The organism is Vibrio sp. 1S139 (genome assembly GCF_041439475.1).
Classification (GTDB): domain Bacteria; phylum Pseudomonadota; class Gammaproteobacteria; order Enterobacterales; family Vibrionaceae; genus Vibrio; species Vibrio crassostreae_C.
In genome coordinates this window covers 17,093-42,190 of record NZ_JBGOOD010000016.1, presented here as the reverse complement: position 1 = coordinate 42,190, position 25,098 = coordinate 17,093, and the positions used below count along the sequence as shown (strand labels likewise).

Genomic DNA, 25,098 nt, shown 5'->3' with positions numbered 1-25,098 from the left:
TGGTTTATCCTTAATCTGCTACCGTTTTTAAATTTGATATTAGTGATCGTAAGAGGAATTTTCGGTGATCAAATTTCAGCAAGTGAGTAAAGCCTACCGAGGTGGAAGACAAGCGCTCCAAAAAGTGGACTTTCACCTGAAACGTGGAGAGATGGCTTTTTTGGGTGGGCACTCTGGGGCTGGTAAAAGTACCTTGCTGAAGTTGATCTGCGCGATAGAGCGTCCAACTGATGGACGTGTCTGGTTCAACGATCACGATATCACTCGTATCCCAGCCAAAGACATTCCTTTCTTACGCCGTAATATTGGGATTGTTTTTCAAGACCATCGCCTGCTGATGGACCGTTCGATTTTCGATAACGTCGCTCTGCCTATGCGTATTGAATCTATTTCTGAAAACGAAATAAAACGCCGAGTCAGTGCTGCGTTGGATAAAACCGGTTTATTAGATAAAGCCCGTTGTTTGCCAAGCCAACTTTCTGGTGGTGAACAACAACGCGTGGGTATTGCTCGCGCCGTGGTTAACCGTCCAACTCTGCTTTTAGCCGATGAGCCTACCGGTAATCTAGACCCTGAATTATCTAACCGTGTGTTGCGATTATTTGAAGAATTCAACCGCGCAGGTGTGACGATCATCCTAGCGACGCATGATATCGGGTTAGTGAACACTCGCCCTCAGTACCGCCATCTTGAATTAAACCAAGGATTTTTGAGTGAGGTTGAAGACTATGGCCGCGAATAAGCGCATCAAAAAACCTCAATCTAATCGAGCAGCAAACCGCGCTTCAAGCGACGGCTTCTTTGTTGTTCACTGGAAACAAGCCAAGTCATCGTTCTCGCAAATGTGGCAGCGCCCGTTAGGCAACTTACTGACCCTTGCGGTGATCTCTATGGCGTTGGCGATGCCAGCTTGTTTGTACCTATTAGGTAAAAATGTAGGGGAAGTGGCGCAAGATGTCACTAGCCCGTCACAAATAAGTGCTTATGTAGAGGATGGTATTCCTGAGCCACGAGTAATGGTGCTTAAGGATGAAATCGAAAGTTGGGATCAAGTTGAGCTCGTGGAGTACATTTCTCCGCAGCAAGGGCTTGCAGACCTCAGCCAGTATTCTGGTTTTGAAGACGCCCTAACCATTCTCGACGATTATTCACTGCCAGGTGTGCTGGTGATTACGCCAAGCGTGCACAGCGATACCTTAATTAAAGAGCTGGCAGGCACAGTTAAACAACAAGAATTAGTGACCGATGTTCGCCTAGACGAAGATTGGTTAGCGCGATTAGATGCGATCAAAGCATTAGCGGCTGTCATCGTGATTACCTTAACGGTATTGATGCTGGGCGCGGTATTTCTGATTATCGGCAATACACTACGATTTAATGTGTTGGCGCATAAAGAAGAGATTCAAACCATGAAGCTGATTGGTGCGACCGACAGCTACATTCTTCGACCATACCTTTATGCTGGGATGTGGTTTGGCGTTTTAGGTTCGATTAGCGCTTGGGTAATGACGGCATTGATTACCGTATTGCTGAACAGCGCGGTGGATGATTTGGCTCAGCTATACGACAGCCACTTCCGTTTAATTGGCCTGAGTTGGGATGAATCTTTACTGCTTTTGATCGTCGGAACTCTGCTTGGTAGTGTGGCTGCAAAGCTTTCTGCACAGCGTCACCTAAAAGAAATTGAACCAGTTTAGGTGAATAGAGTCATATTTAGACGAAAAATAGGCACTTCTTAACAAGTTTTTGCCTTGTATAGACGAATTGATTATGCATAATTACTTCCCCCTCCTTGAAACCTGTTCATTTTAGGTTCAAGATTGTAGGGTTTTAATAGATGTATTACTCCAGATCAGAGATTGATGAGGAACCGAATGGCAAACCAAGCGTATCAAATGGCTTTAGTCACACAAGATAGTTTAGATAGCTATATCCGCTCAGCGAACAGCTACCCTATGCTGACTCCTGAAGAGGAACGTGGACTTGCAGAGCGATTACATTACAAAGGTGAGATCGACGCTGCGAAAGGCTTGATCCTTTCCCACCTAAGATTCGTGGTGCACGTTGCAAGAGGCTACTCTGGCTACGGGCTACCAATGGCTGATCTCGTCCAAGAAGGTAACATCGGCTTGATGAAGGCTGTTAAGCGCTTCAATCCGGAAGTTGGTGTTCGTCTCGTCTCGTTTGCTGTTCACTGGATCAAAGCTGAAATCCATGAATACGTTCTACGTAACTGGCGTATCGTTAAAATTGCGACCACTAAGGCACAGCGTAAACTGTTCTTTAACCTTCGTAAGTCTAAAAAGCGTTTGGGTTGGTTCAATAACGGTGAAGTTGAGACGGTTGCTCGTGAACTGGGTGTTGAGCCTTCAGAAGTTCGTGAGATGGAATCTCGCTTAGCAGCACAAGATGCGACGTTTGAAGCGCCTATGGACGATGACGATGGCGGTTCTGCTTACACTGCTCCAGTTTACTACCTAGAAGACAAGGCGTCAGACGTTGCTGAGACGGTTGAAGCGGCTAACTGGGAGTCACACACCAATAATCGCCTAGGGCTAGCACTAGCAAGCTTAGACGAGCGTAGCCAACACATTGTTCGCTCACGTTGGTTAGACGACAACAAGGCAACCCTGCAAGACTTAGCGGATACCTACAGTATATCAGCTGAGCGTGTTCGCCAGTTAGAAAAGAATGCGATGAAGAAATTGAAACAAGCCGTTGGTGATTTCTAATAGCATCTAGTTTCTATTAGCTTCTACTTTCTAGTAGAGCTAACAAATAGCTGAATTTTGAAAAGGCCGAGATCGAGAGATCTCGGCCTTTTTGTTTTGGATCGATTTCTCAACTTTTGCGATCGAAATTTGCAAAATGATTTTGTGGATAACTCTGTGAGAAGTTTATTCGTCAGCTATCTAAAAGCAGTGTGTAGTAAGGCTTTGACGGGGTTTTTCGAGTGGGGATATGTTTCAGTTAACCCACAGTTAGATCAGGATTATTACTACATGTTGTGGATCTATTTTTGAAAAGACACTTTATTCACGCAATTCACAGATTTATCCACAAATGGTGTAAAAGTGATCGCTGGTGGATAACCTTATTAAGTGGATGTGAATGTTAGCCTTGGGATAGGTTACAATGGCAGCAAAGTAAATCAGTATAAAAAGAGAAAGTCATGGACCAGTTTAAACATATCGATGTTAAAGGCGCTCAAGCCCTCATCGAACAAGGCGAAGCTCGACTTGTCGATATACGTGACCCGCAGTCTTTTGCGGTTGCCCACCCAAAAACAGCCTACCACCTGACTAACGATACGATGGTGTCATTCATGGATGAGGTTGAGTTCGAACAACCTATCTTAGTGATGTGCTACCACGGCATCAGTAGCCAAGGTGCGGCACAATATTTAGTGAACCAAGGCTTTGAAGAGGTATATAGTGTTGATGGTGGTTTCGAAGCTTGGCATCGTGCTGAACTTCCAGTGATCGCAGGTTAATGACTTTCATCACCTGAACCGCCTCAAGCATCCCTCATAGAATGAATAGGAAGTAACAATGATTAGATTGATGGTGTTAGACAATCCACGTCTTGCTCAAGCATTTATTGATTATATGGCCTCTCGTCAGATCCCTATTCAGATGTCTCCAGAGGGAGAAGGGCGTTTTGCTCTTTGGCTTCTTGATGGCCAATTTCAGGTTGAAACCGAAGCTGAGCTGAATCGTTTTCTGGCTGAGCCCAATCATAAGCGCTATCAAGCTGCATCTTGGGACATGGCAGAGACCAGAAAGAGCAACTTCCATTACCACACGCCAAGCTTCATGGGCATGATCAAAGCCAAAGCAGGCCCAGTGACACTAAGCCTGATGTTGGTGTGTGTGGTGATTTTTGCGCTGCAACAGATCGGTTTTGGCCAAGCTATTTTCAATGCCCTACATTTCCCAGCGGTGGATGGACAGCAATGGCAGCTGTGGCGTTGGTTGAGTCATGCCGTTCTACATTTCTCTGTTATGCACATCGCATTTAATATTTTGTGGTGGTGGCAGCTAGGTGGAGACATTGAGAAGAAACTTGGCAGCCTCAAGCTACTTCAGATCTTTGCTGTCTCTTCTGCGCTTTCAGGTGCTGGGCAGTATTGGGTTGAAGGGGCGAACTTCGGTGGTTTGTCTGGTGTTGTGTATGCCTTGGTTGGTTACTTATGGGTGGTTGGTGCGAAGGCGCCACAACTTGGTTTAGGTATCCCAAGACAGATTGTCGGCTTTATGTTGGTGTGGATGGTGCTTGGGTACATGCAGCCATTTATGGCTATCGCCAATACGGCGCATTTAGCTGGTCTAGCCGCTGGTGTGATTATTGGCTTTATCGATGCGATGAAAGCACCAAGCTCGGCAAGAAGCTAATTCATATCTTCTAATGAGTAGCCAAACGATAGAGACAAAAAAAGCGGCCAGATGAGCCGCTTTTTTATTGGGATTCGTTTTACATCATTACTGATAAAGGTATTTGGTAAACAGTAAGTCAGCAATCAGGGTTTTACCTGTCTCTGGAAGCAAAATCTTGTTGAGGTGTTCAACTAAGGATTTTCTTAAGTCTTCACGGCCAGATAGAGATTTAATGGTTTCTTCGTTTTGTTTGCCAAGCAATTCAATCACCGCATCGCGAATCAGTGGTTGGTGATGCTCAATAGCGGCCAAGTCGTTACTATTTGCCACCATGATGTCGAGGCGAACCTGAATGTAGCCCAGTTTTTTACCTTTAGTGTAAAAATTGGTGGTCAGGTCTGGCTCTAGCGTGAAGTAGGCTAGTTTGGGCCCCGACTCCTCTTCTGCGAAGCTAGATGCTGAAAAGAGTAGAGTAATCGCAAGAAATATTTGGGCTACATAACGTTTGTGCATATTTGTGACTTTTCTTTAGTTTATTCGCGATATTCGAAACGCATTAGTCTTGTTACAATGAGCGGTCTAAATCTAAATACGTTTACAATTCGAAGAACGCTTTAATTTTGTTCGAAAGTTGAAGCTTTATTGTACGTGTAAAGTCACCTATTGAATACTAGTATGAATCAGCCAATATCGCTGTATCTTAATTCGTTAATGAATGTAGATTGGCAAAGTACAGAAACATTTGATTTTCCTAATGAAACCACCAAAGAGTGGCTGATGGAGCAAGGTTCTCTTTCCCGCAAGTTGGGGAAGTGCTGTCAGCACCTGTCTGTTGAGTTGCTTCATAATCAAGTTGTAGAACGCTCAATGCTGCAACAAGACGAGGAACATCTTTTATCATCGTTTGATTGCTTACTGCGTAAAGTGATTTTAAAGGGTGATGACGAACCGTGGGTGTTAGGTCGAACCTTGATTCCCCGAGTCACATTAGAAGATCATCAGCACTCAGACCTTTCTCAACAAGGTAATGTCCCGCTTGGATTGACCGTTTTTAGTGCTGAGAACGTGGAGCGAGATGCGCTGCAAGTTGGTTGGGTTATCGCAGGCGATGAGCGATTACTCGCGCGTCGTTCTCGATTATGGATGAACCATAAACCGATGCTTGTGGCAGAACTGTTTTTACCAACATCACCCATTTACTCTAAGGAGAGTGTGTAAATGCTTGCCACCAAAGCGAAGGCGTATTGGCAATTAACGCGAATGAATCGCCCGATTGGTACCCTATTACTCCTTTGGCCGACCTTGTGGTCACTGATTATCGCCGCACAAGGTATGCCTGATTTTGATGTCTTGGTTGTTTTTGTACTCGGCGTGGTGTTGATGCGTTCAGCTGGCTGTGTGATCAATGACTTTGCGGACCGTAAAGTAGATGGTCATGTTAAACGTACCAAGCAGCGTCCACTGCCGTCTGGTTTGGTTTCCAGTAAGGAAGCGATTCTGCTCTTTTTAGTGCTAGCCGTAGTTTCATTCTTGCTGGTACTCACCATGAATCCACTGACCATTAAGCTCTCATTTATTGGTGTGGGTCTGGCGTTCATTTACCCTTTCATGAAGCGTTTTACGCATCTTCCACAGTTGTTTCTTGGCTTAGCGTTTAGTTGGGCGATACCAATGGCTTGGGCGGCACAAACCAATGAACTGCCAAGCATTGTGTGGTTTGTCTTCGTGATTAACGCGTTGTGGACGATTGCTTACGACACGCAATATGCGATGGTTGACCGAGATGATGACTTGAAGATTGGTATTAAATCGACGGCTATTTTATTTGGTCGCTTCGATAAACTGATTGTTGGCTCTTTGCAACTCGTCACCCTAGCGATGCTGATTGCGTTAGGCATGCATTACCAACTAGGAGATACCTTCTATTGGGCACTGTTGGTAGCGGGAAGCTTATTTGTGTATCAACAACACCTGATGCGCCACCGTGATCGAGACCTTTGTTTCCAAGCCTTTCTAAACAACAACTATGTTGGAATGGCAGTGACAGCGGGCTTGTTCATTACCTTCTGGTAAGCATCCGCTTTTCGAGTTAACGAACGCTAAAGAAAAAGGCACCCATTGGGTGCCTTTTTTGATCGTGTTCGGTCTCGCTATTCAAGAGATTCTAAGCTGATGATTACTCCGCTTGGTGGATACTCTCTTGAATCGTCAAACGTACTTCAGGGTAAAGCATTGAGTAGAGAAGCTTAGCGAATTGCTGAGTCTTTTCTAAATCGCAGTTACCATCGTTATCCAGATATTGCTGCTGTTTCAAAGTGGCGAACATCGACGCAAACACGCCTTTATCGAAGAACTCTGGTGCATTAATGCCTTGTAGACGTCCCAGTCGTTGTGCGATGTCTTGGCTCTTCTGCTCAAGATCAGATTTATCCAGATCAGGGTTTTCTGCCAATAGGTTCAAAGCAATAGAGTAGCGCTGTAGCGTTTCTGAAATCGTACGGCCTAACAGCATCAGTGCTTGGCTGTTTGACTGGTTGATGGTGACTTGGTTGTCCGACACCACAAGCATACCTTGGCCAACAAGCTCTTCAATGATGTTCGCTACCACGCTTTCAAGCTGATCTTCGTCATAGCTTAAGAACAACTCTTTCTTCAAGAACGGGTAGATAGCAGCAACGTTCTCTTGAATCGTGTCAATGGTTAGGCCGTGCTGACGAATGGTCATCTGAGCAATTAATGATGGTAGAGCAAACAAATGAATGATGTTATTACGGTAGTAGGTCATCAGAATTGACTGGTGACGGTCTAGCGAAATGATGTCGCCCATTGAGTCTGATTCAATTAGGAACTTGTTCAGCGATTCAGCGTGTTTTACCAGATCTTCAGCACTGTCTTTTGGTACCGTAAATGTATCAGAGTAAGGCACGTTCTTAAGCAGAGACAGGTAACAGTTGATCTGAGAAACCAAAGAGTCACGAGACAATGCACGCTGTCTTGAAGCCAGTAACGCCGTTGCACAAAGTGTTAGTGCGTTGGTCGCTGCCGCATCGTTAATGTGTGTCATCATTTTGGTTGCCAGGTCATTGACCACTGGATTCATCCATTGTGGCTTGCTGGTTCCCATTGGATCGATATCTTTAGTCCACTCTGGAGCGTGCTCGTTCAGATATTGGTTAAGCTGAATCGGCTCACCAAAGTTGACGTAGCCTTTACCAAAATTGCGCAGTTTACGGAGTGTACGAATCACTAGGCTCGCATTTTCTTTTTCTTTGCGCTTACCACGAAGTTCTTTTGCGTAGGTCGCCACTTCCATTACGTGCTCATAGCCGATGTACACAGGTACTAACGTTACTGGACGGTTCATGCCGCGCAGCATAGCCTGAATAGTCATCGCCAACATGCCGGTTTTAGCTTGCAGTAGACGACCCGTACGAGAGCGACCACCTTCACTGAAGTACTCAACTGAGTAACCTTTAGCGAACAATTCTGCCAGATATTCACGGAAAATAGTCGAGTACAGCTTGTTGCCTTTGAAGCTCCGACGAATAAAGAACGCACCACCATGACGAAAAATAGGACCGGCAGGGAAGAAGTTCAGATTGATACCCGCAGCGATATGCGGCGGCACCATGCCTTCGTGGTAAAGCACGTAAGAAAGCAGTAAGTAATCCATGTGACTACGATGACAAGGCACATAAACAATCTCGTGACCATCTTGAGCCAGCTTACGAACTGTTGAAGCGTTGCTGATATGCAGGCCTTGATACAACTTATTCCACAACCAACCAAGAATCTTCTCACCACGCTTGATCAGCGAGTAAGAGAAGTTCGCAGCAATCTCGTCCATGATGTATTGAGCTTCTTTGCTCGCTTTCTCGATCGAGATGTTTTTTGCTTGTGCTTCATCTTCAATCGCTTTCTTGATCGCTTCAGATTTTAGTAGGCGGTCAAACAGAGCTTGGCGACTGGGCAGGTTAGGACCTGATGCTGCAAGTTTTTGGCGAGAAAAGTGAATACGTGCCACGCGCGCCAGTTTGTGTGCGATGGTGTTGTCGGTGCCGTGTGAGTTAGCCATGTAACGTAGAGAAACCACAGGACTAAAGCGAACCAAGCAGTCACGACCTGCCAGTAATACCGCTTTTGATTTCTCTAAGCCGTTCATTGCCTGTAGGTAAGGCTTCTGGTTATTCTCTTTACCAGGTTTACGCCCCCACAAAACGGTAGCAGGGATAACTTGAACATCGAGTTCAGAGTCGTCGGCGTGCAGTGAAAGCAATTCAGAGAACACTTCAATTGAAGAGCTTGGTACATAATCATCGTCTTGCAGCAGAGTTTTGCGAGAAGAGATGAAAACGTAGCGTTGCAGTGATTTGCCGTTGATTTCAAGCTTGCTCAACGGATCAGGTAGGCCTAATTCAAGTGCATGTTTTTGCAATGTAAGAATGTCGACACTTGAGCGAAACGGTAAGGCGTATACAATCGGTTTGCTCAAATCAATGTTCAAATCCTCAACAGGGTTTGAAGGAATTGATGTGCCCTTTACCAATACGGATAAAGGTAGCTTCATTAATGAACGTGAAAAAGATTGTCCAGAAGACATATAGGTTCACTGCCTCAATAGTTATTTCAATGTGCTGAAGCGTATCTCTATTTCTCTGATAAAAAGGATAAATCCTATGAGTGAAATAGGGATAAGCCTAGGCGTAAATTTAATCGATGCAAGAATACCAGAAACTGGTCTAACCTTTTAATGGAAATAGTCATATTGCCGTTAAGTTTGTGGAAAATCATTCATCGACTGATTGAGTATAGGGTTAAAAATGACCAAAAAATCAAACACCGGATTCAAACGCATCATCAAAGCAGCAGGCTTTTCATGGCAAGGCATTACGAGTTCGTTTAAAAATGAGGCTGCATTTCGACAGGAAGTGTTCATGGCGGTCGTGCTTATTCCGTTGGCATTTTACCTAGATGTAAGCCAAGTTGAACGAATCTTAATGATCTCATCGGTGGTATTGGTGATGGTTGTCGAGCTAATCAATACCGCGATTGAAGCGGTTGTCGACCGAATCGGCAGTGAACATCATGAGCTTTCTGGGATGGTTAAAGATGTCGGTTCGGCAGCAGTTTTCATCTGTTTGGCACTCGCAGGTTATGTGTGGCTAGAGATCCTGTTTTTGTAATTTGCTAAAAATGAACTAAAAACAAGCAATTGCTTTGCTTTTGTTCAGTTACTGGATATACTCACAGTTAACTGTATAAAAAGACAGGTGAATCATGAAGCCGTTAACGCCCCGCCAGCAACAAGTCTTTGACCTTATCAAAGGTAAGATCGAAGATTCCGGTATGCCACCGACACGTGCAGAAATCGCGCGTGAACTAGGCTTCCGTTCTGCTAATGCTGCAGAAGAACATTTGAAAGCTCTTGCTCGTAAAGAAGCGATTGAGATTATCCCAGGTGCGTCTCGCGGTATTCGTATTTTGCTTGAAGATGCAGCAAACGAAGAGCAAGGTTTACCATTAATCGGTCAGGTTGCCGCTGGTGAGCCTATCTTGGCTCAAGAGCATGTAGAAATGCATTACCAAGTTGATCCAGGCATGTTTAAACCACAAGCTGACTTCTTACTTCGTGTAAATGGCGAAAGTATGAAAGACATCGGTATTATGGATGGTGATTTATTAGCTGTTCATAAAACACAAGATGTACGCGATGGTCAGGTTGTAGTGGCTCGTGTCGATGATGATGTAACGGTAAAACGCCTAGAACGTAAAGGTTCAACGGTTCTGTTACATGCTGAAAATGAAGAGTTTTCTCCAATCCATGTCGATCTAGAATCTCAACACTTGTCTATTGAAGGGCTTGCGGTTGGTATTATTCGCAACACCGACTGGATGTAGTCAGTACAAATAGCTTATTGATATTTATTCTCAATAACTTGTCATTGTAATTGATATTCATTATCATCTTCTTTGTCGAGATACAAGGAAGATGATGATGCCAAACCCAACCAAACCTCAAATGAAGCCGCTTACTCGTAAGCCGCGCTCCTCTGTTCAAAAGGCTTCTTCTGAACAAGGGTCTGCACATCAAGAATTCCAAGTTCCGACGAACCTCGTTCAGCATCTTTGGTTTCGTAGCCGTGAAAGCCTAGCTGATGATGGTCTCGTTTATGATCCTATCGCAGCTCAAGCCTGCAAGCGTTGCCAGCTCGCACCAGAATGTCTTACCGGTGAACTCGACCAACAGCAACTCCTTTACGCGACACTGACTCAACTTTGTGATTCTCAAGTTCAACAGTTTTTATCTCATAACCCAGATGCTTGGATTATTAACGTGGGAGCAGGGCTCGATACCCGTTTCTACCGTTTAGATAATGGCCGCTGTCATTGGGTTGAGTTAGATGTAACCGAGAATCTGCTTTGGCGACAACGCTTGTTCCACAAAAATGAACGCTATCGCTTAGAGTGTGGCTCTGTCGATGACCTAACTTGGTTGGATGAACTTAATATTCCAGAACAAGCCTCGGTGATGGTGGTATGTGAACATGCTTTGCTGGATTGTAATGAACAACAGACCGCGAACTTCATTCAGTCTTTGAGCCGCTACTTTACTCATGCACATGCGTGTTTAGTCTTAGCTGGAGATAAAAGCTCAAGTACGTTGGGACAAAAGCTTGGTTCAGGAAAGTATGCTCATGGGTTGTCTTCACCAATAGACAGCGTTCTTAATTGGCTGCCATGGGCACAATGGGTAAAAGCGTTTTCTCCCCTAGACCAACAATGCAATCGTTGGAAATTGTGGCAGCGGCTTCTTTGTAAGATCTCTCAGGTCAAAAAGCGTTTAACGCCGCAGTTAGTGCTCGTTAAGTGGTAACCCTAGTGGTTCTGTATTTCGAGTAACTGAGTACATAGCCGGTATAAGTAAAATTCCACAACATAGTGAAAGCCCACCCACTAGGTTAAACTATCGCCTCTAATCTAAGAGGTGATCGTGAAGCTATTTAATCCCCAAACTATTTTTCAAACGCTATCCAATCAGGCGATGCACAAAAAAGTGCTGCTGCTCGCGATCCCGATGGTTCTCTCTAATATTACTGTTCCACTGCTGGGCTTAGTCGATGCGGCGGTTATCGGTCACCTCGAGCACTCTTGGTATTTAGGTGGTGTGGCGCTGGGCGGCACAATGATCAGCGTGACCTTTTGGTTGCTTGGTTTCCTGCGCATGTCGACAACAGGGCTAGCCGCACAATCTTATGGTGCGAATGATGGCAAGCAACTTGGTTTAGTCTTTGTGCAAGGCGTGACCATGGCCTTAGGGTTTGCTGGTGTCTTTTTGCTTTTACACAGTCTAGTCGCCGATTTAGTTTTCTCATTGAGTAGCGCCAGTGATCAAGTTAAGCACTATGGTCAGCAATATTTCTCAATCCGCGCTTGGAGTGCGCCTGCTGCGCTAACTAACTTTGTGATTCTAGGTTGGTTACTCGGGACTCAAAATGCCAAAGCGCCCATGTGGATGGTCATCATCACCAATATCACCAATATCGTTTTGGATATTGTTTTTGTTATCGGCTTAGGATGGCAAGTGGAAGGTGCAGCATTGGCATCTGTAATGGCTGATTATGCCGGTCTAACATTTGGCTTGATTTGTGTTTACCGAATCTGGGCGAAGAAGCAGTTACCATCGCCATGGGATCTGCTTAAGAAAACCAGCCAAGGTTTGAGTCGTTTCGTGAAATTGAATCGCGATATCTTTCTTCGTTCATTATGCCTACAAGCGACTTTCACTTTCATGACCTTCCAAGGTGCAAGCTTTGGCGATGATGTTGTTGCGGCCAATGCCGTGTTGATGAGTTTCTTGATGATCATCTCTTATGGGATGGATGGCTTTGCCTACGCAATGGAAACGATGGTCGGTAAGGCGATAGGCGCGAAAGACAAAGATGAGCTGAACCAGTCATTGATTGGAACTTTCTTCTGGAGCTTCAATATTTGTTTGGTACTGACCATAGTGTTCGCACTCGTTGGCTCGAGCTTAATCAATATGATCACCACAATCCCAGACGTGAAGAGTCAAGCCGAGGTGTATTTACCGTGGTTAATCGCAATGCCATTGGTGTCTATGTGGTGCTTCTTGTTGGATGGTATTTTTGTTGGAGCAACTAAGGGCAAGGATATGCGCAATAGTATGTTTGTTGCGACCTGCAGTTTCTTCGCGATTTTCTATTTAGCATCAGGTTTAGAGAACCATGCACTGTGGTTAGCGATGCTGAGCTTTATGGCAATGCGCGGAATTGGTCTTGGTGTGTTGTTTGTTTCTCAGTGGAAGAAAGGGGAGTTTCTCGCTTAGCTCGAGGGCTCTGTTTGTGGAGAGTAAATGAGGCTGTACAGGTAAAGGGGTATTTAGAACATCATGATCTAATTACTATCAATACTCTAACATTCAATATCTTAAATAAAAACAGCAAGCGCATGGCTTGCTGTTTTATGAATTTGGCCTATGGGTGGTCAAATACTCCTATTGGTTCTATATCTAGAATAAACGGTTAAGCCCGTTGAGTGCTGCAACACGATAAGCTTCCGCCATCGTTGGATAGTTAAAGGTCGTATTCACAAAGTACTCGATGGTATTTGCTTCACCTTTCTGCTCCATGATCGCTTGTCCGATATGGATGATTTCAGCGGCACGCTCACCAAACACGTGGATACCTAAAATCTCTTTGGTTTCGCGATGGAACAGGATCTTCAAGCTACCAATATCTTTACCCGCAATTTGAGCACGAGCTAGGTGTTTGAAAGAAGAACGTCCTACTTCATACGGTACTTTAGCTGCGGTAAGTTCTTGCTCGGTTTTACCAACAGAGCTGATCTCCGGAATGGTGTAGATGCCGGTTGGAATGTCTTCGATAAGGTGGCGTTCAGCTTCACCCTTCACAATTGCCTGAGCCACAAATCGACCTTGGTCATAAGCCGCGCTTGCTAGGCTAGGGTAGCCAATCACATCACCGACAGCGTAAACATGGTCAACATTGGTTTGGTAATTGGTATTTACTGAGACTTGCCCACGCGAGTCCGCTTCTAAGCCAACAGCACCAAGGTTCAGGTTATCGGTATTACCCGTTCGGCCATTGGCATACAGTAGGCAATCAGCGCGCATCTTTTTACCTGACTCTAGGTGAATGATCACGCCATCATCAGTGCCTTCAATTTTCTCAAAGGTTTCATCGTTGCGAATCACGACACCGCTGTTCCAGAAGTGATAAGAAAGTGCATCTGAGGTTTCATTGTCTAGGAATGACAACAGACGGTCACGAGTATTGATAAGATCGGTTTTTACACCCAAACCGCGGAAAATCGACGCGTATTCACAACCAATAACGCCAGCACCATAGATGATGATGTGTTGCGGGTCGTGTTTAAGAGAAAGAATCGAGTCACTGTCGTAGATACGTTCATGCAGGAAGTCGACGTTATCTGGTTGGTAAGGGCGAGAGCCTGTCGCGATAACAAATTTGTCTGCACTGTAATGTTCTTCAGTGCCATCGCTTTGCATTACCGAGACAGTGTTGGTATCGATAAAACGTGCAGTACCAAAGACCAACGTGCACTGGTTGCGGTCGTAGAAGCCTTGGCGTAATCGAGTCTGCTTGTCGATAACCGATTTGGCATGCCCCAAAATGTTAGAAAACGTTGAGTGTATGCTTTTGTTGTTCTGACAAAACAGCGGATTACTGTTGAATTCGATAATACGACTTACGGCATGACGCAGTGCTTTTGAAGGAATTGTTCCCCAGTGAGTACAACCACCACCAACGCTGCTCTCTTTCTCAATGATTGCAACGTTCAACCCGGCTTTGGTTAATCCCATCGCTGCCCCTTCTCCTCCGGGGCCACTACCAATTACGATTACATCAAAGTGGTTGGAGTGCGGCATAGATATCTTCCTTGTTATATTTGATTAACATTGCTTTAGCGAGATTTTAACCGATTCTGTTCTCGGGTACATGAAAAGGGCATCAGAGAGTCGGTGGGATCACGCAGTGTTATCGAAAAAATAATATTTGGTATGTCGTATGTCTCCAAATGACAGCGTGGATATTGAAATTTTTTCTTCGAACGTATTTACTTCGGTACGTGAACAAAGAGGTATGTTTAGTGTCTTATATAACCAGAGTGCCTTATATAAATAAGTGATTCGCGTTATATTGAATAGAGTATTAGACATGCCTGTTTAGGCTGTAAAAGAAGAAATTGATAAAGTATGAAACCAATGGGCATTCGCGCACAGCAAAAAGAAAAAACTCGTCGCAGCTTAATCGATGCAGCATTTAGCCAACTCAGCGCCGATCGTAGTTTTTCCAATCTAAGCTTGAGAGAAGTCGCTCGTGAGGCTGGAATAGCACCGACTTCCTTTTATCGTCACTTCAAAGACATGGATGAGCTTGGCTTAACCATGGTTGATGAAGGTGGCTTACTGCTGCGCCAGTTAATGCGTCAAGCTAGGCAACGCATAGTAAAAGAAGGCAGTGTGATTCGTACATCGGTTGAAACCTTTATGGAATTCATTGAAAGCAGCCCTAACGTATTCAGACTGTTATTGCGAGAGCGCTCAGGAACTTCATTTGAGTTTCGTGCAGCGGTAGCTCGTGAGATACAGCACTTCTCTGCTGAGTTAACCGAATATTTGATAACGACTGGCATGACACGAGACGAAGCTTTTACTCAAGCTGAAGCCTCCGTTATCTTGGTCTTCAACTCAGGGGCAGAAGCATTAGATTTAGATCGACGTCAGCGAGATGAACTGGCTGAACGCTTGATCATGCAATTGCGAATGATGGCCAAAGGGGCTTTTTGGTATCGTAAAGAACGTGAACGTAACCGATTAAAAGGCGGGATTGAATAATGTCGAATGAAAATAATACTGTAAACCGTGGTTCAGAAAGAAAGACACTCGTACTTGCTGTTATTGCCGGTGTGTGTGGTGATGCTCTGTTATCTTGGGTAACAATGAGCGAAGTGGGCTTCTCTATTTTCCCACTGATTGCTTTAGTCTTGGCTGTACAAGCACTTTACCAAGAGTACCTAACTAACCCAGTATCTGAAGATATTCCACTAGTAGGTTTGGCTTGTTTCTTTGTAGGTGCATTTGGCCACTCGGCTTTTGTGAAGGCACAACACCCTGATGCTGGCTCAAACTTCTTTGCGATTATTGTCGCGATGTTGCTTCTTGCATGGGTAGGTAAGAAACTCGGCTTTATCGGCAAAACTGCTTAAGCTGATTTAGAAATTAAAAAAACGAGCCAATGGGCTCGTTTTTTTGTATCTGCTGTTTGGCTTAGACCTGAAAGCGATACTTACGCTTTACGCTCTAGGAATACGCCAGCTTCCATGTGGTGCGTGTATGGAAGTTTGTGTCCAATAAGATTTATTACAGTCCATATTTTTCACTTAAGTTACTGTTACTAAGGGGTTCTCTCTATTTGGTTGTCCAGTGGAGTTCTAGATAATACAATAGGAACTCACCTGTTCCCGTACCCTGAGCCGTACCCAGAAGCATAGGTTTAATATAATGACAAAGAGAATTAGCAGCAATGCCACATTGCAAGCGTTGAAGCCTCAAGATAAAGAGTACATGATCCCTGATAAAAAAGTTGAAGGATTAAATATCCGTGTTCGTCCCACGGGAACAATGACCTGGACCTTTCGCTTTCAAATAGGTAAAAAACACGAAAAGATTTCAATGGGTCGATACATAAAGTCGAAGCCTCAAACGGGTATGACTTTAGAGCAAGCTAGAGAAGAAGCAGGTCGTTATCGTAGTTGGTTAGAAAATAACAAAAATCCTAAACTTGAGCTAGTTAGAGAAAGCGAGAACAAGAGGCAGAAAAAACTTTCCATGATGCATTTGTTAGTTTTGACGCTATACACTTATCGAAACAGTTACGAGGAGAGCAGGCTAGGACGATTTACTTACGAGATGTGAAACCGTTTATTGGTGACGTTAAATTAGATGATCTTAATATTATGGATCTAAATAGAGTATTTGACGCTAAAACTGATCAGTCTGGGCTGCGTATGGCCGGAGCTATAGGCGCATGTCATAAAGTGATGAACCAAATCATAAATCATGCGTTAGCTCTCAATATGCTTGAGGTGCACCCAGCCCCACAACTAAAAGCAAAAGATGTAGGAGGCGGTTCAAAAATAACTAAAAGAAATTTGAGTTTTAATGAATTAGAATTACTACAGTCGAGTTTAGAATCGTGGAAGACTAACACCTCTAATATTCGGCTAATTAGGTTTTTACTTGGTTGTGGTCAGAGAATACGAGCTGTTTTAGAAATGAGATGGGAAGAAGTAGATTTGAAAAATAGAACTTGGATTCTTCCTGCAAGTTCAAAAGATAGGCATAGTAAGAGTCCAGAAAGTCGAAAAGTTCCATTGAGTGACTATTTGATTGAATTGCTTAAAGAGCAGCGAAAAGAAATTGCTAATAGCAGGAAGTTAGTTTGGCCTCAATTAAACTCAGATAAAGTACAAGAATCATCAGCTATTAGAATTATTATTAAAAGAAACCTCCCAGATGGAATAGAACCATTCTCACCTCATGACTTACGCCGAACCTTTATTAGCCGATGCAATGAAATGAAGCTCGATATAGTCGCGGTCGAAAAAGCGGTCGGGCATCAGTTACCTGGTATGTTGCGAGTTTATAATCATTACGACTACTTCAATGAGCAATTACAGGTAATGCAAGCGTGGGGGAGAAAGTTACAAGCTCTTGCTCCTAAGAAAAAAGATCAGATATCGCCTACAAAAGCAGCATTTTTGCGTCGACATTTTGGTATATAATCTGCTACTTCTGCTACTTCTGCTATTTGTAGCAGGAATAGCAGTCTTATAGGGGGGAATTGTTTGCCATTTACTTGCATTTCAACATTGGGGAGTACACTAGAGGTCACCCTTCAACGATCCATCAACTCAGGCATACCACTTTATTACTGTCCACCTGAACAGTCATACCTCTGGTTTGGTATTGATGACGATGAATGGCATAAAAAAACATACGAAGCCACTTTTTTAGTGAATTCATATAGACATCCCTTGAATTATAACTTATCGAAAATTATTGGTAACAATGCCACTCAAGGTTTTTTGGTTGAATTAAATCTGCAATTATCTGATGTACACCATATTTTAAATTTTGGAAAATGCCAGATTAAAGAATCACCGCTGGTTTTTTTATTTGATGAGTATAGCGAAAAAGAATTGGATGCGTTTTTCCATATAGAGGCATTAATAAATAACAAGATAGAGATAAGCGGTTTTACTGAAAGAGAAACGTGGCGTAGGATACAGAGAACCATTTTTAGTCTTAAGTTTTTTGGTAAATATCATATATCAAAACAAGGAGGGGAGGTGTTTTCTGAAATAAGTAATGTCTCATTCTTAAATATGGGAATGGATAATATCTTTTATGATGAAAAACATGAAGATGCATTAAGGTATGGTATTTCACTATCCTCCCTTCCTTCAGTTGAAGACATAGATGAGTATAAAGGCTCGTTTTATAAAGTGGATGAACGTTATAAAAATGATGACTATAAGCTATTGTGCGATCTGGCAGCTTTTGCTCATTTGATCTATGAAATAAAACCTTCGTTGAACCCTAAGAATACGACCGAAAGGGCAAAACTGATAGATGAATACGTACTGAAAAGAGAAGTAGACAAACCTAGCAGGAAAGCCGAGGCTTTTGAACGGTTTATCAACCCAACTACGAGAGTAAAGATAAGTAATAGAACCGATGACGAAGGTAAACCTGAAGAACCATTTTTAAACCCACCAATATTACCGCATTTGATCAATTTAAGTTTAAATAATGAACTGGATAATGTCGTTTTTTCGAATGACGAGTACAAGGGTTATTGTATGGCACTTTTCAATAGATGAAAGGCTTTGTTGCGTAATTAAATTTAGAGATAAAGCCAACCCGTTTCGGATGTTTCTTAGTCAAAACGACAAGTTTCAGGCATACCTAACCCTGTGAGCTTGTTCAACGCTTTTATCATCGCGTAAGTTTCCCCCACTTGTGCATTGTAATTTCTTAAACTTAAACGACCACCAAGCAACTGTTTAACTCGATACATCGCTGTTTCTGAGAGGGAGCGTTTGTGATAACCATACCGCTCTTTCCAATACTTGTTTGAGCCATATAACTTCTGACAACCTACTGCGAGATTTCGGGGATGACCCCGTTCCCAGAAGGCAGCTCCTTCTCTTGGAGGAATAAGTGCAACGGCTTGCTTGATCTTAATCGCATCGTAACATGCTCTCGTATCATAAGCGCCATCACCAGACACCTCAAGGATACTTCGGCGGGTTTGTTTTAGTAAATTCGGGAGTACTTCTCCATCTGTAACCGTCGATAAACTTAGCTCAGCTGCAATGATTTCATGAGTGCTTGTATCCACAGCAATATGCAGCTTTCGCCAGACTCTACGTTTGCCATCTGTCCCGTGTTTTTTGACTTTCCATTCACCTTCGCCATAAACCTTAAGGCCAGTCGCATCAATAGCTAGATGTTGTATCGCACCTCTCGTTTTTGTCTTAAATGAGACCTCAACTTGCTTGGCTCTACGACTGATGCAGGTGTAATGCGGGCAGCTTAATGGAATATCGGCAAGTTTAAATATCGAGTTGATAAATCCTTGAAGCGCTCTTAGTGGCATAGAAAAAACTCGTTTTACCATGAGTGCTGTCGTGATAGCTAAATCACTGAATCGACGAGGCCTTCCACGTTTATTCTGTTTGCTTTGCGTCCAGTTACTTATCGCTTCTTCATCCATCCAAAGGTCAAGGAACCGCGGTTAATGAGTGATTGGTTGTATTGCTTCCAGTTGTTTGTTTTGTAACGATGTTTAGGCATAGGACTACGAGAGGGAGTGGATGTAGCTGATCAGATCGTAGGTTCTGGATTTAGTTCCACTGAATTACGCAACAAAGCCCATTCATCGTCTAAATTGGCTTCGACGTTATCGTCCCTTCGAATATGGTATTCCACGCCATGATACCATCGCTCGAGTTATATCTCGCCTTAAGCCAGAAGAAATAGAGACAGCGTTTCAACGCTGGATGAGCTGTCTTATTGAGTCTACTGGAAGTGATGTAATTGCCATTGATGGCAAAACTGCTCGACGCTCTTTTGATACGCGCGAAAGGCAAAATCCACTCCATGCGGTCAGCGCTTGGAGTAGTCAACATCAGCTCGTTCTCGGGCAAGTCGCGGTTGATGAGAAGAGCAATGAGATATCCGCTATCCCAAGGTTGCTCACATTACTTGATATTGAGAACTGCATCATCACGCTAGACGCAATGGGGTGTCAAAAAGACATCGCTAAGCAGATTGTTAAAGGTAAAGCGGATTACGTATTAGCCTTAAAAGGCAATCACTCTGGAATGAAAGCAGAGCTTGAAGCTTGGTGGCACAAATCAATGCGAGAAGGCACAACTTCTGAAACGTATGACGAGTACAGTGAAGTAAGTGCAGGGCATGGACGTATTGAAACTCGTCATTGCGAGCAGTTAATTATTGATAGAGCCTGGTTAGACAAAGATTATCGCTGGGATGGCTTACAGAGTGTAATCAAAGTGACCGCCACCGTTGAAGAAAAATTAAGTGGTAAAAAATCGGAAGAAACTCGATGGTATATCAGTTCATTAGCCCTCAACGCGCAACAAGCACTCGATGCAGTAAGAAGCCACTGGCAGGTAGAAAGTATGCATTGGATGTTAGATGTAACGTTTAGAGAAGATGAGTCACGTATCCGCAGAGGCACAGGAGCTTTAGCTTTCAATGTTCTGAGGAAAATCGCACTAAGTCTTTTTAAACAAGATACAAGTAAAAACATCAGCATGGTAAGAAAGAGGAAGATAGCGGCTCTTGATGATGAGTACCGCTCGGTTCTTTTAAACGCTGGAATTAAAATGCTCTAGCCGTGAGTCACTCCCCCCTTTGTATTGATACATGGTTGTTTTAGGTACTGAACGTTTGTGACAACGATAATCAACTGATAGAACTAGCCCCCTTTCAATAGCCTTTCCTAACCCCCAGCTCCCATGCGCCGACTTATAGCTTAGTTGCGATGGACTTCAAAAAATCAGTTCTCAGTGTCATTTTGGAGTTTATGGAGTTTATGGAGTTTCCTAAGTACGATGATTCGATTTTTGCTTTGATTTAAAGTGCAGTCTCTGGTTACAAGTAGGAGAAACATAAATGAAGAGCAAAGAGCCCCACATCTATCGTATTCATGATCTGATTAAGATAACGGGTCTGTCTAGATCGTCTATTTACGACAAAATCAACCAACATTCGCCACGCCATGACGCCTCTTTCCCAAGGTCGTTGTCGCTTGGCCCGCGCGCTGTCGGGTGGCTATCTTCTGAAGTACACGAATGGCTAGACTCTAAAGCTAGAGCGCGTCAGTCTGATGATGAGGGGGTCATTCAATGAGCAATGTGCTTCCTATAGGCCTTCAGGGCACAGCTTGGTTTCCTTACCAATCCGTGCCGCCCTACTTCAGAAATGATTCTACTATTTTTAGAGCCTTAGACAATCTTGAGCAGATGATTCAAACACCACGCGCAATGAATTTGTCAGCAGCTCTATCTGCGGCCTCAACGTGCCTTCAGGGGCTAGTGGATGTTGAGAATCCATTGACAGGTAAGGCGGGACCAATCTCTTTGAATATCTTGACGGTTGCGGGCTCTGGTGAGCGTAAATCTAGCTTAGAGTCAAAAGTTATTAAAGGACTGAAAAGGTTTATGCTAGACGATACCAAGCGTTTAAAGCGAGCCTTAGTTAAGCATGCCCTAATTATCAACGCATACAAAGAAGTTGAGAAGAGCTTAATTAAGGAAGTGGCGAAAACTTCTGGTGAAGAGAAAGATTTTGCTATTGAACGACTTGTCGACCATCAGCTGAACGAACCACAAGCTCCTAAAGCACGAATTATCCGCTTCGAAGATGCGACGCCGCAATCTTTACAGGCTGAGCTACAAGGTGTGGGAGCTAATGCGTTACTTAGCAGCAGCGAAGGAGCCAAGATCCTAAACTCTTTGCTAATGAAGAATACCAGCTTCTTAAACGACGCTTGGTCAGGCGAAGACACCAGAGTAAGCAGAAAATCAAGCGATGATATCATCATTGAAGATGCTCGCTTGACCGTAGCGATCATGACTCAAGTAAGTACCGTGAAAAAGTTTATCACAAAATCTACAGATGACGTACGTGATAATGGCTTCTTCGCTCGTTTCTTACTCTGCTATCCGCCTTCAAACTGTGGCAACCGTCAATCGTACGGCATAAAGATTCCAACGGAAGCAATAGATGAATTCAATGAACGAGTCTACTCATTACTTCAGCTATTGCCACTAGAAATCGACGAGCGCGAACGAAGAGTTGTTTCTTTCTGCTATGACGCTAAAAAAGTGCTCACAGAGATATCAAATTACATTGAAACCGGGATGAAGCCAGGTGGACGTTTTGAGTTTGCTAAAGATCACGCATCCAAATTGGTTGAAAACACAGTTCGTGTCGCTGCTATATTGCATTGTTTTGAAGTCTACTCAGAGGATGAAACTCTCTCAGAGATACCGCTCTCAACGCTCTGGGATTCCATCAATATTGTGGCCTATTATTCGTCAGAGTTTATGGGGCTGTTTTGTCCACCACCAACCCCTCCGCAGCATGTGCTTGATGCGGAGGTATTAGCGAATTGGTTAGTCCAAAGGTCAAATGCAGGAACTCGGTATATCAAAAACAACTACATACTTCAGTATGGCCCAAATTGTGTCAGAAAAAGCAAAGACCTAAAAGCAGCATTAAGCTATTTAGAGCCAGACCCTCGGTTCTCACAGTTGCTAGTAGGCCAAACGAAGGTCATTGATCTATTTCCTGCGCATCCACAAGACTTACATAAACAGCAAGTAGATTTATCAACGGTTTCGATTCCACCCTTGCCTATGTCTCATTACTAAACATTTAGGCATGGTTGAGAGTCAATGTATAGGGCGCTTACCCAATGAGAACAAGAGGTTGTATCAATGGGAGTCCTGCAAGTTTAAGGAAACCTACAGCAAGTAAAGTTGACAAAAAGATGATGTATATAAATTTAAATAGTTTCATTTCTTAGATTCCTTTTTAATTAAATGCCTCATATAAATTAACTTCGGAGTTGTTTGTGATGATATATTTTAAATAATAACCAATGGTTGTTTTTGTTTTTGTTTTTGTTTTTGTTTTTGTTTTTGTTTTTGTTTTTGTTTTTGATTTGTATTTTCTTATCGATCAGTTCGGTTATTGGTAATATACACACAACAATCAGCAATACATTTAAAGTAATACATTAACACTAACTCAACAATAACACCTTAATGCATATATGTTGAGGTGTATGCTAATGCACGTGTCTATATTAGTTAAGAATAAGATCAATGAGGATAGGTATGGAAAATATTAATTACCCTATATTTACTCAATACGTACATAACAAGGATTACTTGTTATCAATACAGAAGGTATTTAATAAAGCACTAGAGAATCATAGTGCTCGTATTTTAGTGTTTCGAGTGGATTTACGTTTACCGTCAACCTGTTCTATTGATGGTTATGCTCTTTATGATTTGAATCCAATGACGTTATTTATAGAGTCATTACGCAGTCAAATTGAAGCTGAACGGAAACGTAAGCAACGTTTCGGTCAAAAGGTACACGCATGTCCAGTGCGTTACATTTGGGCAAGAGAGCGTAAGAGTGCTGAGAAAGATCATTATCACGTAATGATTATTGTCAGTAATGAGTACTACAGTGGCTTGGGTGATTATACGAGGCTTAATCCTGAGCACTTGAGCGGTAAAGTCTACACGGCTTGGGCAAGAGCCATGCAGAACATGGAGGGGAGGTTATTTCTATTGTCCTTGTCAGATGAAGTGGAAAATTACATGCCGCTTGTGGAGTTTCCAGATAAGTCGGGATACGTGATCAGGCGTAATCAACTGGGTTGGCAAGAGAAGTTATTCGAGGCCTATGGGAGGGCCACTTACTTAGCCAAGCTTGACACAAAGCATTATGGCGAAGGACATCGTTGTTTTGGAACAAGTAGTAATTAAAAGGGGATTATTTTTAACAACTGCGTATCACACGCACACATTTTTATTTCGGTCGACTGTGTTTATTCAAGACTGTCAGCCTTAGTGCTCAGTGAAAGGTAAATTGTATTTCCTTTAAGCACAGCCGTTCATAAACTAGGGATAGGGGGCTGATAATTGAACGCAGAACCCCGTCTTTACTAAAAAATATTACTTAACGTTAATCGTGCTCCCAATAAGCAATAGGTTAGGATTAGAAAGTTGTGGGTTAAGCTGTGTTAATGCATCCACTCCCATGCGGTGCTCTTTAGCAATGCTATATAATGTATCGTTTTCTTTTACGACATAGCGCATACTCTTCTGCTCTTTCTCTTTTGCTTGGTCTATCAGAAGTTTATTGGTTTGCTGGTTCGCCATTTGAATAGCGCGCTCTTGCTTTTGCGTTTTTTGCTCAACTCTTTCGATTTGAGATTCGAGTTGAGTAATTTGTTGCTGTTGTTTTTCTTGTGCTGCGATTAGTTCATCATTAGACGCGCAACCACTCATAGCAAGTGCTGATAAAGTTGTCATTGATAAAATGATATGTTTTAAGTTCATACGGTCACCTTTAGTTATTTAATTGAATGCTTATTATCTAACAGCCATGACGCAATGCAAACAAGATCGACTATGCCTCCAGAGGCTGGGCTAAATGTATCAAATTGACTAGCCTTGACGTAATGATGATTGATTCTAATTTGCTTTTTGTGTAGAGAAAGGATGTTACGACTACCATTTAATAGTTTGTGTAGAGCAAATAATCTATCAAGATAGAAATACGAACTTTATGGCGCTAATTGATTGCCATCGAATAAAAGCATTGAGTTATATATCCACACGACTCCACGCAAAAGGCTCTAATAAGAGCGACAAACTAGGACGAATGATACCCTTCTAATAATTCAGGTCTCGTTGAATAGATAAAATGAATACAAACCTTAAACACTACCAAGCCCTTGATGAGCTTGTAACCAATGCACTTCTCGCGCTGTATTGCACCATGAGTCAACAAGGCGGATTTTGGACAGTAAAAAGAAGAAATGAACAGTTAGTAAAATTCATCAAACCCAAAGTAAAACAACCTCAATTCTCAACCTGTAAAAATGAACTCAAAACGATGCTTAGCATTGGTCGTAGTCCAACCGGTAACCTTGAACATAAACTGTGGGATGTGAATCGACTCAATCTTGAGTATCAATCCAAATTCTCTCAAGCTGATGAGCTCTATATCATGTTAACGGGGTTATTTGAGCGACATCAATTCCCGTCGATGTTGGAAGCACCAGAAAAAGAATTCGAATGGGATACTCTCTACCTGAAAGAAAAAAGCGTAGAGCAAGGCTTTGATGACGACAATTATCAAATTAAGCCATTAGCGATGACCGTAAAAACCCATCGATTGGAAGTGTTAATCGAAGCGATGCAAGCCAATGGCATTTATCGTGTTGACATTAACGGTATGGGTGAAGATGGAACGACTCACCTTTTACTGCATAGAAAGGAAATGAAGGGTAGAGACTGAACCCGTTAAGCGCCA

General features: G+C 43.1%; 22 protein-coding genes and 3 pseudogenes. 20 read left to right on the top strand and 5 right to left on the bottom strand.

Annotated features, from left to right (window positions below; translation table 11 throughout):
- The first annotated feature begins 64 nt into the window (after window positions 1–64).
- From ftsE to glpG, 5 genes are all read left to right on the top strand, one after another.
- Window positions 65–742 (top strand): cell division ATP-binding protein FtsE, encoded by a 678-nt coding sequence (ftsE, locus tag ACED46_RS07740; RefSeq protein WP_004736585.1) that lies wholly within the window; start codon window positions 65–67, stop codon window positions 740–742.
- Complete coding sequence (gene ftsX, locus ACED46_RS07735; protein WP_017061038.1) at window positions 729–1,697, top strand: permease-like cell division protein FtsX; 969 nt, start codon at window positions 729–731, stop codon at window positions 1,695–1,697. The genes ftsE and ftsX overlap by 14 nt, the downstream gene beginning before the upstream one ends.
- Before the next feature lie 177 nt (window positions 1,698–1,874).
- On the top strand, window positions 1,875–2,732 hold the full coding sequence (rpoH, locus tag ACED46_RS07730) for an RNA polymerase sigma factor RpoH (protein ID WP_017055518.1): 858 nt from the start codon (window positions 1,875–1,877) through the stop codon (window positions 2,730–2,732).
- Between the two features lie 440 nt (window positions 2,733–3,172).
- Window positions 3,173–3,493: a thiosulfate sulfurtransferase GlpE gene (glpE, locus tag ACED46_RS07725; protein WP_017061039.1), complete on the top strand. Its 321-nt coding sequence runs from the start codon at window positions 3,173–3,175 to the stop codon at window positions 3,491–3,493.
- 58 nt (window positions 3,494–3,551) lie between these two features.
- Complete coding sequence (glpG, locus tag ACED46_RS07720) at window positions 3,552–4,394, top strand: rhomboid family intramembrane serine protease GlpG (protein WP_371721205.1); 843 nt, start codon at window positions 3,552–3,554, stop codon at window positions 4,392–4,394.
- 87 nt (window positions 4,395–4,481) lie between these two features.
- On the opposite strand, the gene ACED46_RS07715 is transcribed toward glpG, so the two are convergent.
- Window positions 4,482–4,889: a flagellar basal body-associated protein FliL gene (locus ACED46_RS07715; protein ID WP_371721204.1), complete on the bottom strand. Its 408-nt coding sequence runs from the start codon at window positions 4,887–4,889 to the stop codon at window positions 4,482–4,484.
- A 162-nt stretch (window positions 4,890–5,051) separates the two neighbouring features.
- Between ACED46_RS07715 and ACED46_RS07710 the strand changes: the two genes are divergently transcribed.
- A complete protein-coding gene (locus tag ACED46_RS07710) occupies window positions 5,052–5,594 on the top strand; it encodes a chorismate lyase (protein ID WP_164091128.1) in 543 nt (180 codons plus the stop codon).
- Window positions 5,595–6,449 carry a 4-hydroxybenzoate octaprenyltransferase gene (ubiA, locus tag ACED46_RS07705; protein ID WP_017061043.1) on the top strand — a complete coding sequence of 285 codons (855 nt, stop codon included), beginning with the start codon at window positions 5,595–5,597 and terminating at the stop codon, window positions 6,447–6,449.
- A gap of 103 nt (window positions 6,450–6,552) precedes the next feature.
- Here the strand turns inward: ubiA and plsB are convergent, their stop codons facing one another.
- Window positions 6,553–8,976 carry a glycerol-3-phosphate 1-O-acyltransferase PlsB gene (plsB, locus tag ACED46_RS07700; protein WP_371721203.1) on the bottom strand — a complete coding sequence of 808 codons (2,424 nt, stop codon included), beginning with the start codon at window positions 8,974–8,976 and terminating at the stop codon, window positions 6,553–6,555.
- A gap of 220 nt (window positions 8,977–9,196) precedes the next feature.
- Between plsB and ACED46_RS07695 the strand changes: the two genes are divergently transcribed.
- The 4 genes from ACED46_RS07695 to dinF all read left to right on the top strand — a co-directional run bounded on the left by ACED46_RS07695 (window position 9,197) and on the right by dinF (window position 12,723).
- Window positions 9,197–9,559: a diacylglycerol kinase gene (locus tag ACED46_RS07695; protein WP_371721202.1), complete on the top strand. Its 363-nt coding sequence runs from the start codon at window positions 9,197–9,199 to the stop codon at window positions 9,557–9,559.
- 94 nt (window positions 9,560–9,653) lie between these two features.
- Window positions 9,654–10,274 (top strand): transcriptional repressor LexA, encoded by a 621-nt coding sequence (gene lexA / locus ACED46_RS07690; protein ID WP_019820514.1) that lies wholly within the window; start codon window positions 9,654–9,656, stop codon window positions 10,272–10,274.
- Window positions 10,275–10,371: 97 nt separating this feature from the next.
- Window positions 10,372–11,250 carry a class I SAM-dependent methyltransferase gene (locus tag ACED46_RS07685; RefSeq protein WP_017070281.1) on the top strand — a complete coding sequence of 293 codons (879 nt, stop codon included), beginning with the start codon at window positions 10,372–10,374 and terminating at the stop codon, window positions 11,248–11,250.
- Between the two features lie 117 nt (window positions 11,251–11,367).
- A complete protein-coding gene (dinF, locus tag ACED46_RS07680) occupies window positions 11,368–12,723 on the top strand; it encodes an MATE family efflux transporter DinF (RefSeq protein ID WP_371721201.1) in 1,356 nt (451 codons plus the stop codon).
- A 183-nt stretch (window positions 12,724–12,906) separates the two neighbouring features.
- Here dinF and sthA read toward each other — a convergent pair whose 3' ends face one another.
- Complete coding sequence (sthA, locus tag ACED46_RS07675) at window positions 12,907–14,307, bottom strand: Si-specific NAD(P)(+) transhydrogenase (RefSeq protein ID WP_371721200.1); 1,401 nt, start codon at window positions 14,305–14,307, stop codon at window positions 12,907–12,909.
- 327 nt (window positions 14,308–14,634) lie between these two features.
- On the opposite strand from sthA, the gene fabR reads away from it, so the two are divergent.
- From fabR to ACED46_RS07655, 4 genes and pseudogenes are all read left to right on the top strand, one after another.
- Window positions 14,635–15,276, top strand: a complete 642-nt coding sequence (gene fabR, locus ACED46_RS07670) for an HTH-type transcriptional repressor FabR (RefSeq protein WP_010438693.1) — start codon at window positions 14,635–14,637, stop codon at window positions 15,274–15,276.
- Window positions 15,276–15,647 carry a YijD family membrane protein gene (locus ACED46_RS07665; protein WP_017061049.1) on the top strand — a complete coding sequence of 124 codons (372 nt, stop codon included), beginning with the start codon at window positions 15,276–15,278 and terminating at the stop codon, window positions 15,645–15,647. The genes fabR and ACED46_RS07665 overlap by 1 nt, the downstream gene beginning before the upstream one ends.
- A 295-nt stretch (window positions 15,648–15,942) precedes the next feature.
- Window positions 15,943–17,225 (top strand): annotated as a pseudogene (locus ACED46_RS07660) (tyrosine-type recombinase/integrase).
- 63 nt (window positions 17,226–17,288) lie between these two features.
- The gene (locus ACED46_RS07655) at window positions 17,289–18,326 is read left to right on the top strand and encodes a hypothetical protein (RefSeq protein WP_371721199.1); all 1,038 of its coding nucleotides are present in this window, start codon (window positions 17,289–17,291) and stop codon (window positions 18,324–18,326) included.
- 56 nt (window positions 18,327–18,382) lie between these two features.
- On the opposite strand, the pseudogene ACED46_RS07650 reads toward ACED46_RS07655, so the two are convergent.
- A pseudogene (locus tag ACED46_RS07650) lies at window positions 18,383–19,302 on the bottom strand (IS5 family transposase).
- An 80-nt stretch (window positions 19,303–19,382) separates the two neighbouring features.
- Here ACED46_RS07650 and ACED46_RS07645 point away from each other — a divergent pair.
- The 4 genes and pseudogenes from ACED46_RS07645 to ACED46_RS07630 form a co-directional block, all read left to right on the top strand.
- Window positions 19,383–20,369: pseudogene (locus ACED46_RS07645) on the top strand (ISAs1 family transposase); the annotation flags it as partial.
- Between the two features lie 280 nt (window positions 20,370–20,649).
- A complete protein-coding gene (locus ACED46_RS07640) occupies window positions 20,650–20,886 on the top strand; it encodes a helix-turn-helix transcriptional regulator (RefSeq protein WP_371721197.1) in 237 nt (78 codons plus the stop codon).
- Window positions 20,883–22,412: a YfjI family protein gene (locus ACED46_RS07635; protein ID WP_371721196.1), complete on the top strand. Its 1,530-nt coding sequence runs from the start codon at window positions 20,883–20,885 to the stop codon at window positions 22,410–22,412. The genes ACED46_RS07640 and ACED46_RS07635 overlap by 4 nt, the downstream gene beginning before the upstream one ends.
- 468 nt (window positions 22,413–22,880) lie before the next feature.
- Window positions 22,881–23,543: an inovirus Gp2 family protein gene (locus tag ACED46_RS07630; RefSeq protein WP_371721195.1), complete on the top strand. Its 663-nt coding sequence runs from the start codon at window positions 22,881–22,883 to the stop codon at window positions 23,541–23,543.
- 189 nt (window positions 23,544–23,732) lie between these two features.
- On the opposite strand, the gene ACED46_RS07625 is transcribed toward ACED46_RS07630, so the two are convergent.
- Window positions 23,733–24,119 (bottom strand): LysM domain-containing protein, encoded by a 387-nt coding sequence (locus tag ACED46_RS07625; protein WP_371721194.1) that lies wholly within the window; start codon window positions 24,117–24,119, stop codon window positions 23,733–23,735.
- A 367-nt stretch (window positions 24,120–24,486) separates the two neighbouring features.
- Here ACED46_RS07625 and ACED46_RS07620 point away from each other — a divergent pair, with 367 nt between their 5' ends.
- A complete protein-coding gene (locus ACED46_RS07620) occupies window positions 24,487–25,083 on the top strand; it encodes a DUF2913 family protein (RefSeq protein ID WP_371721193.1) in 597 nt (198 codons plus the stop codon).
- Window positions 25,084–25,098 lie beyond the last annotated feature (15 nt).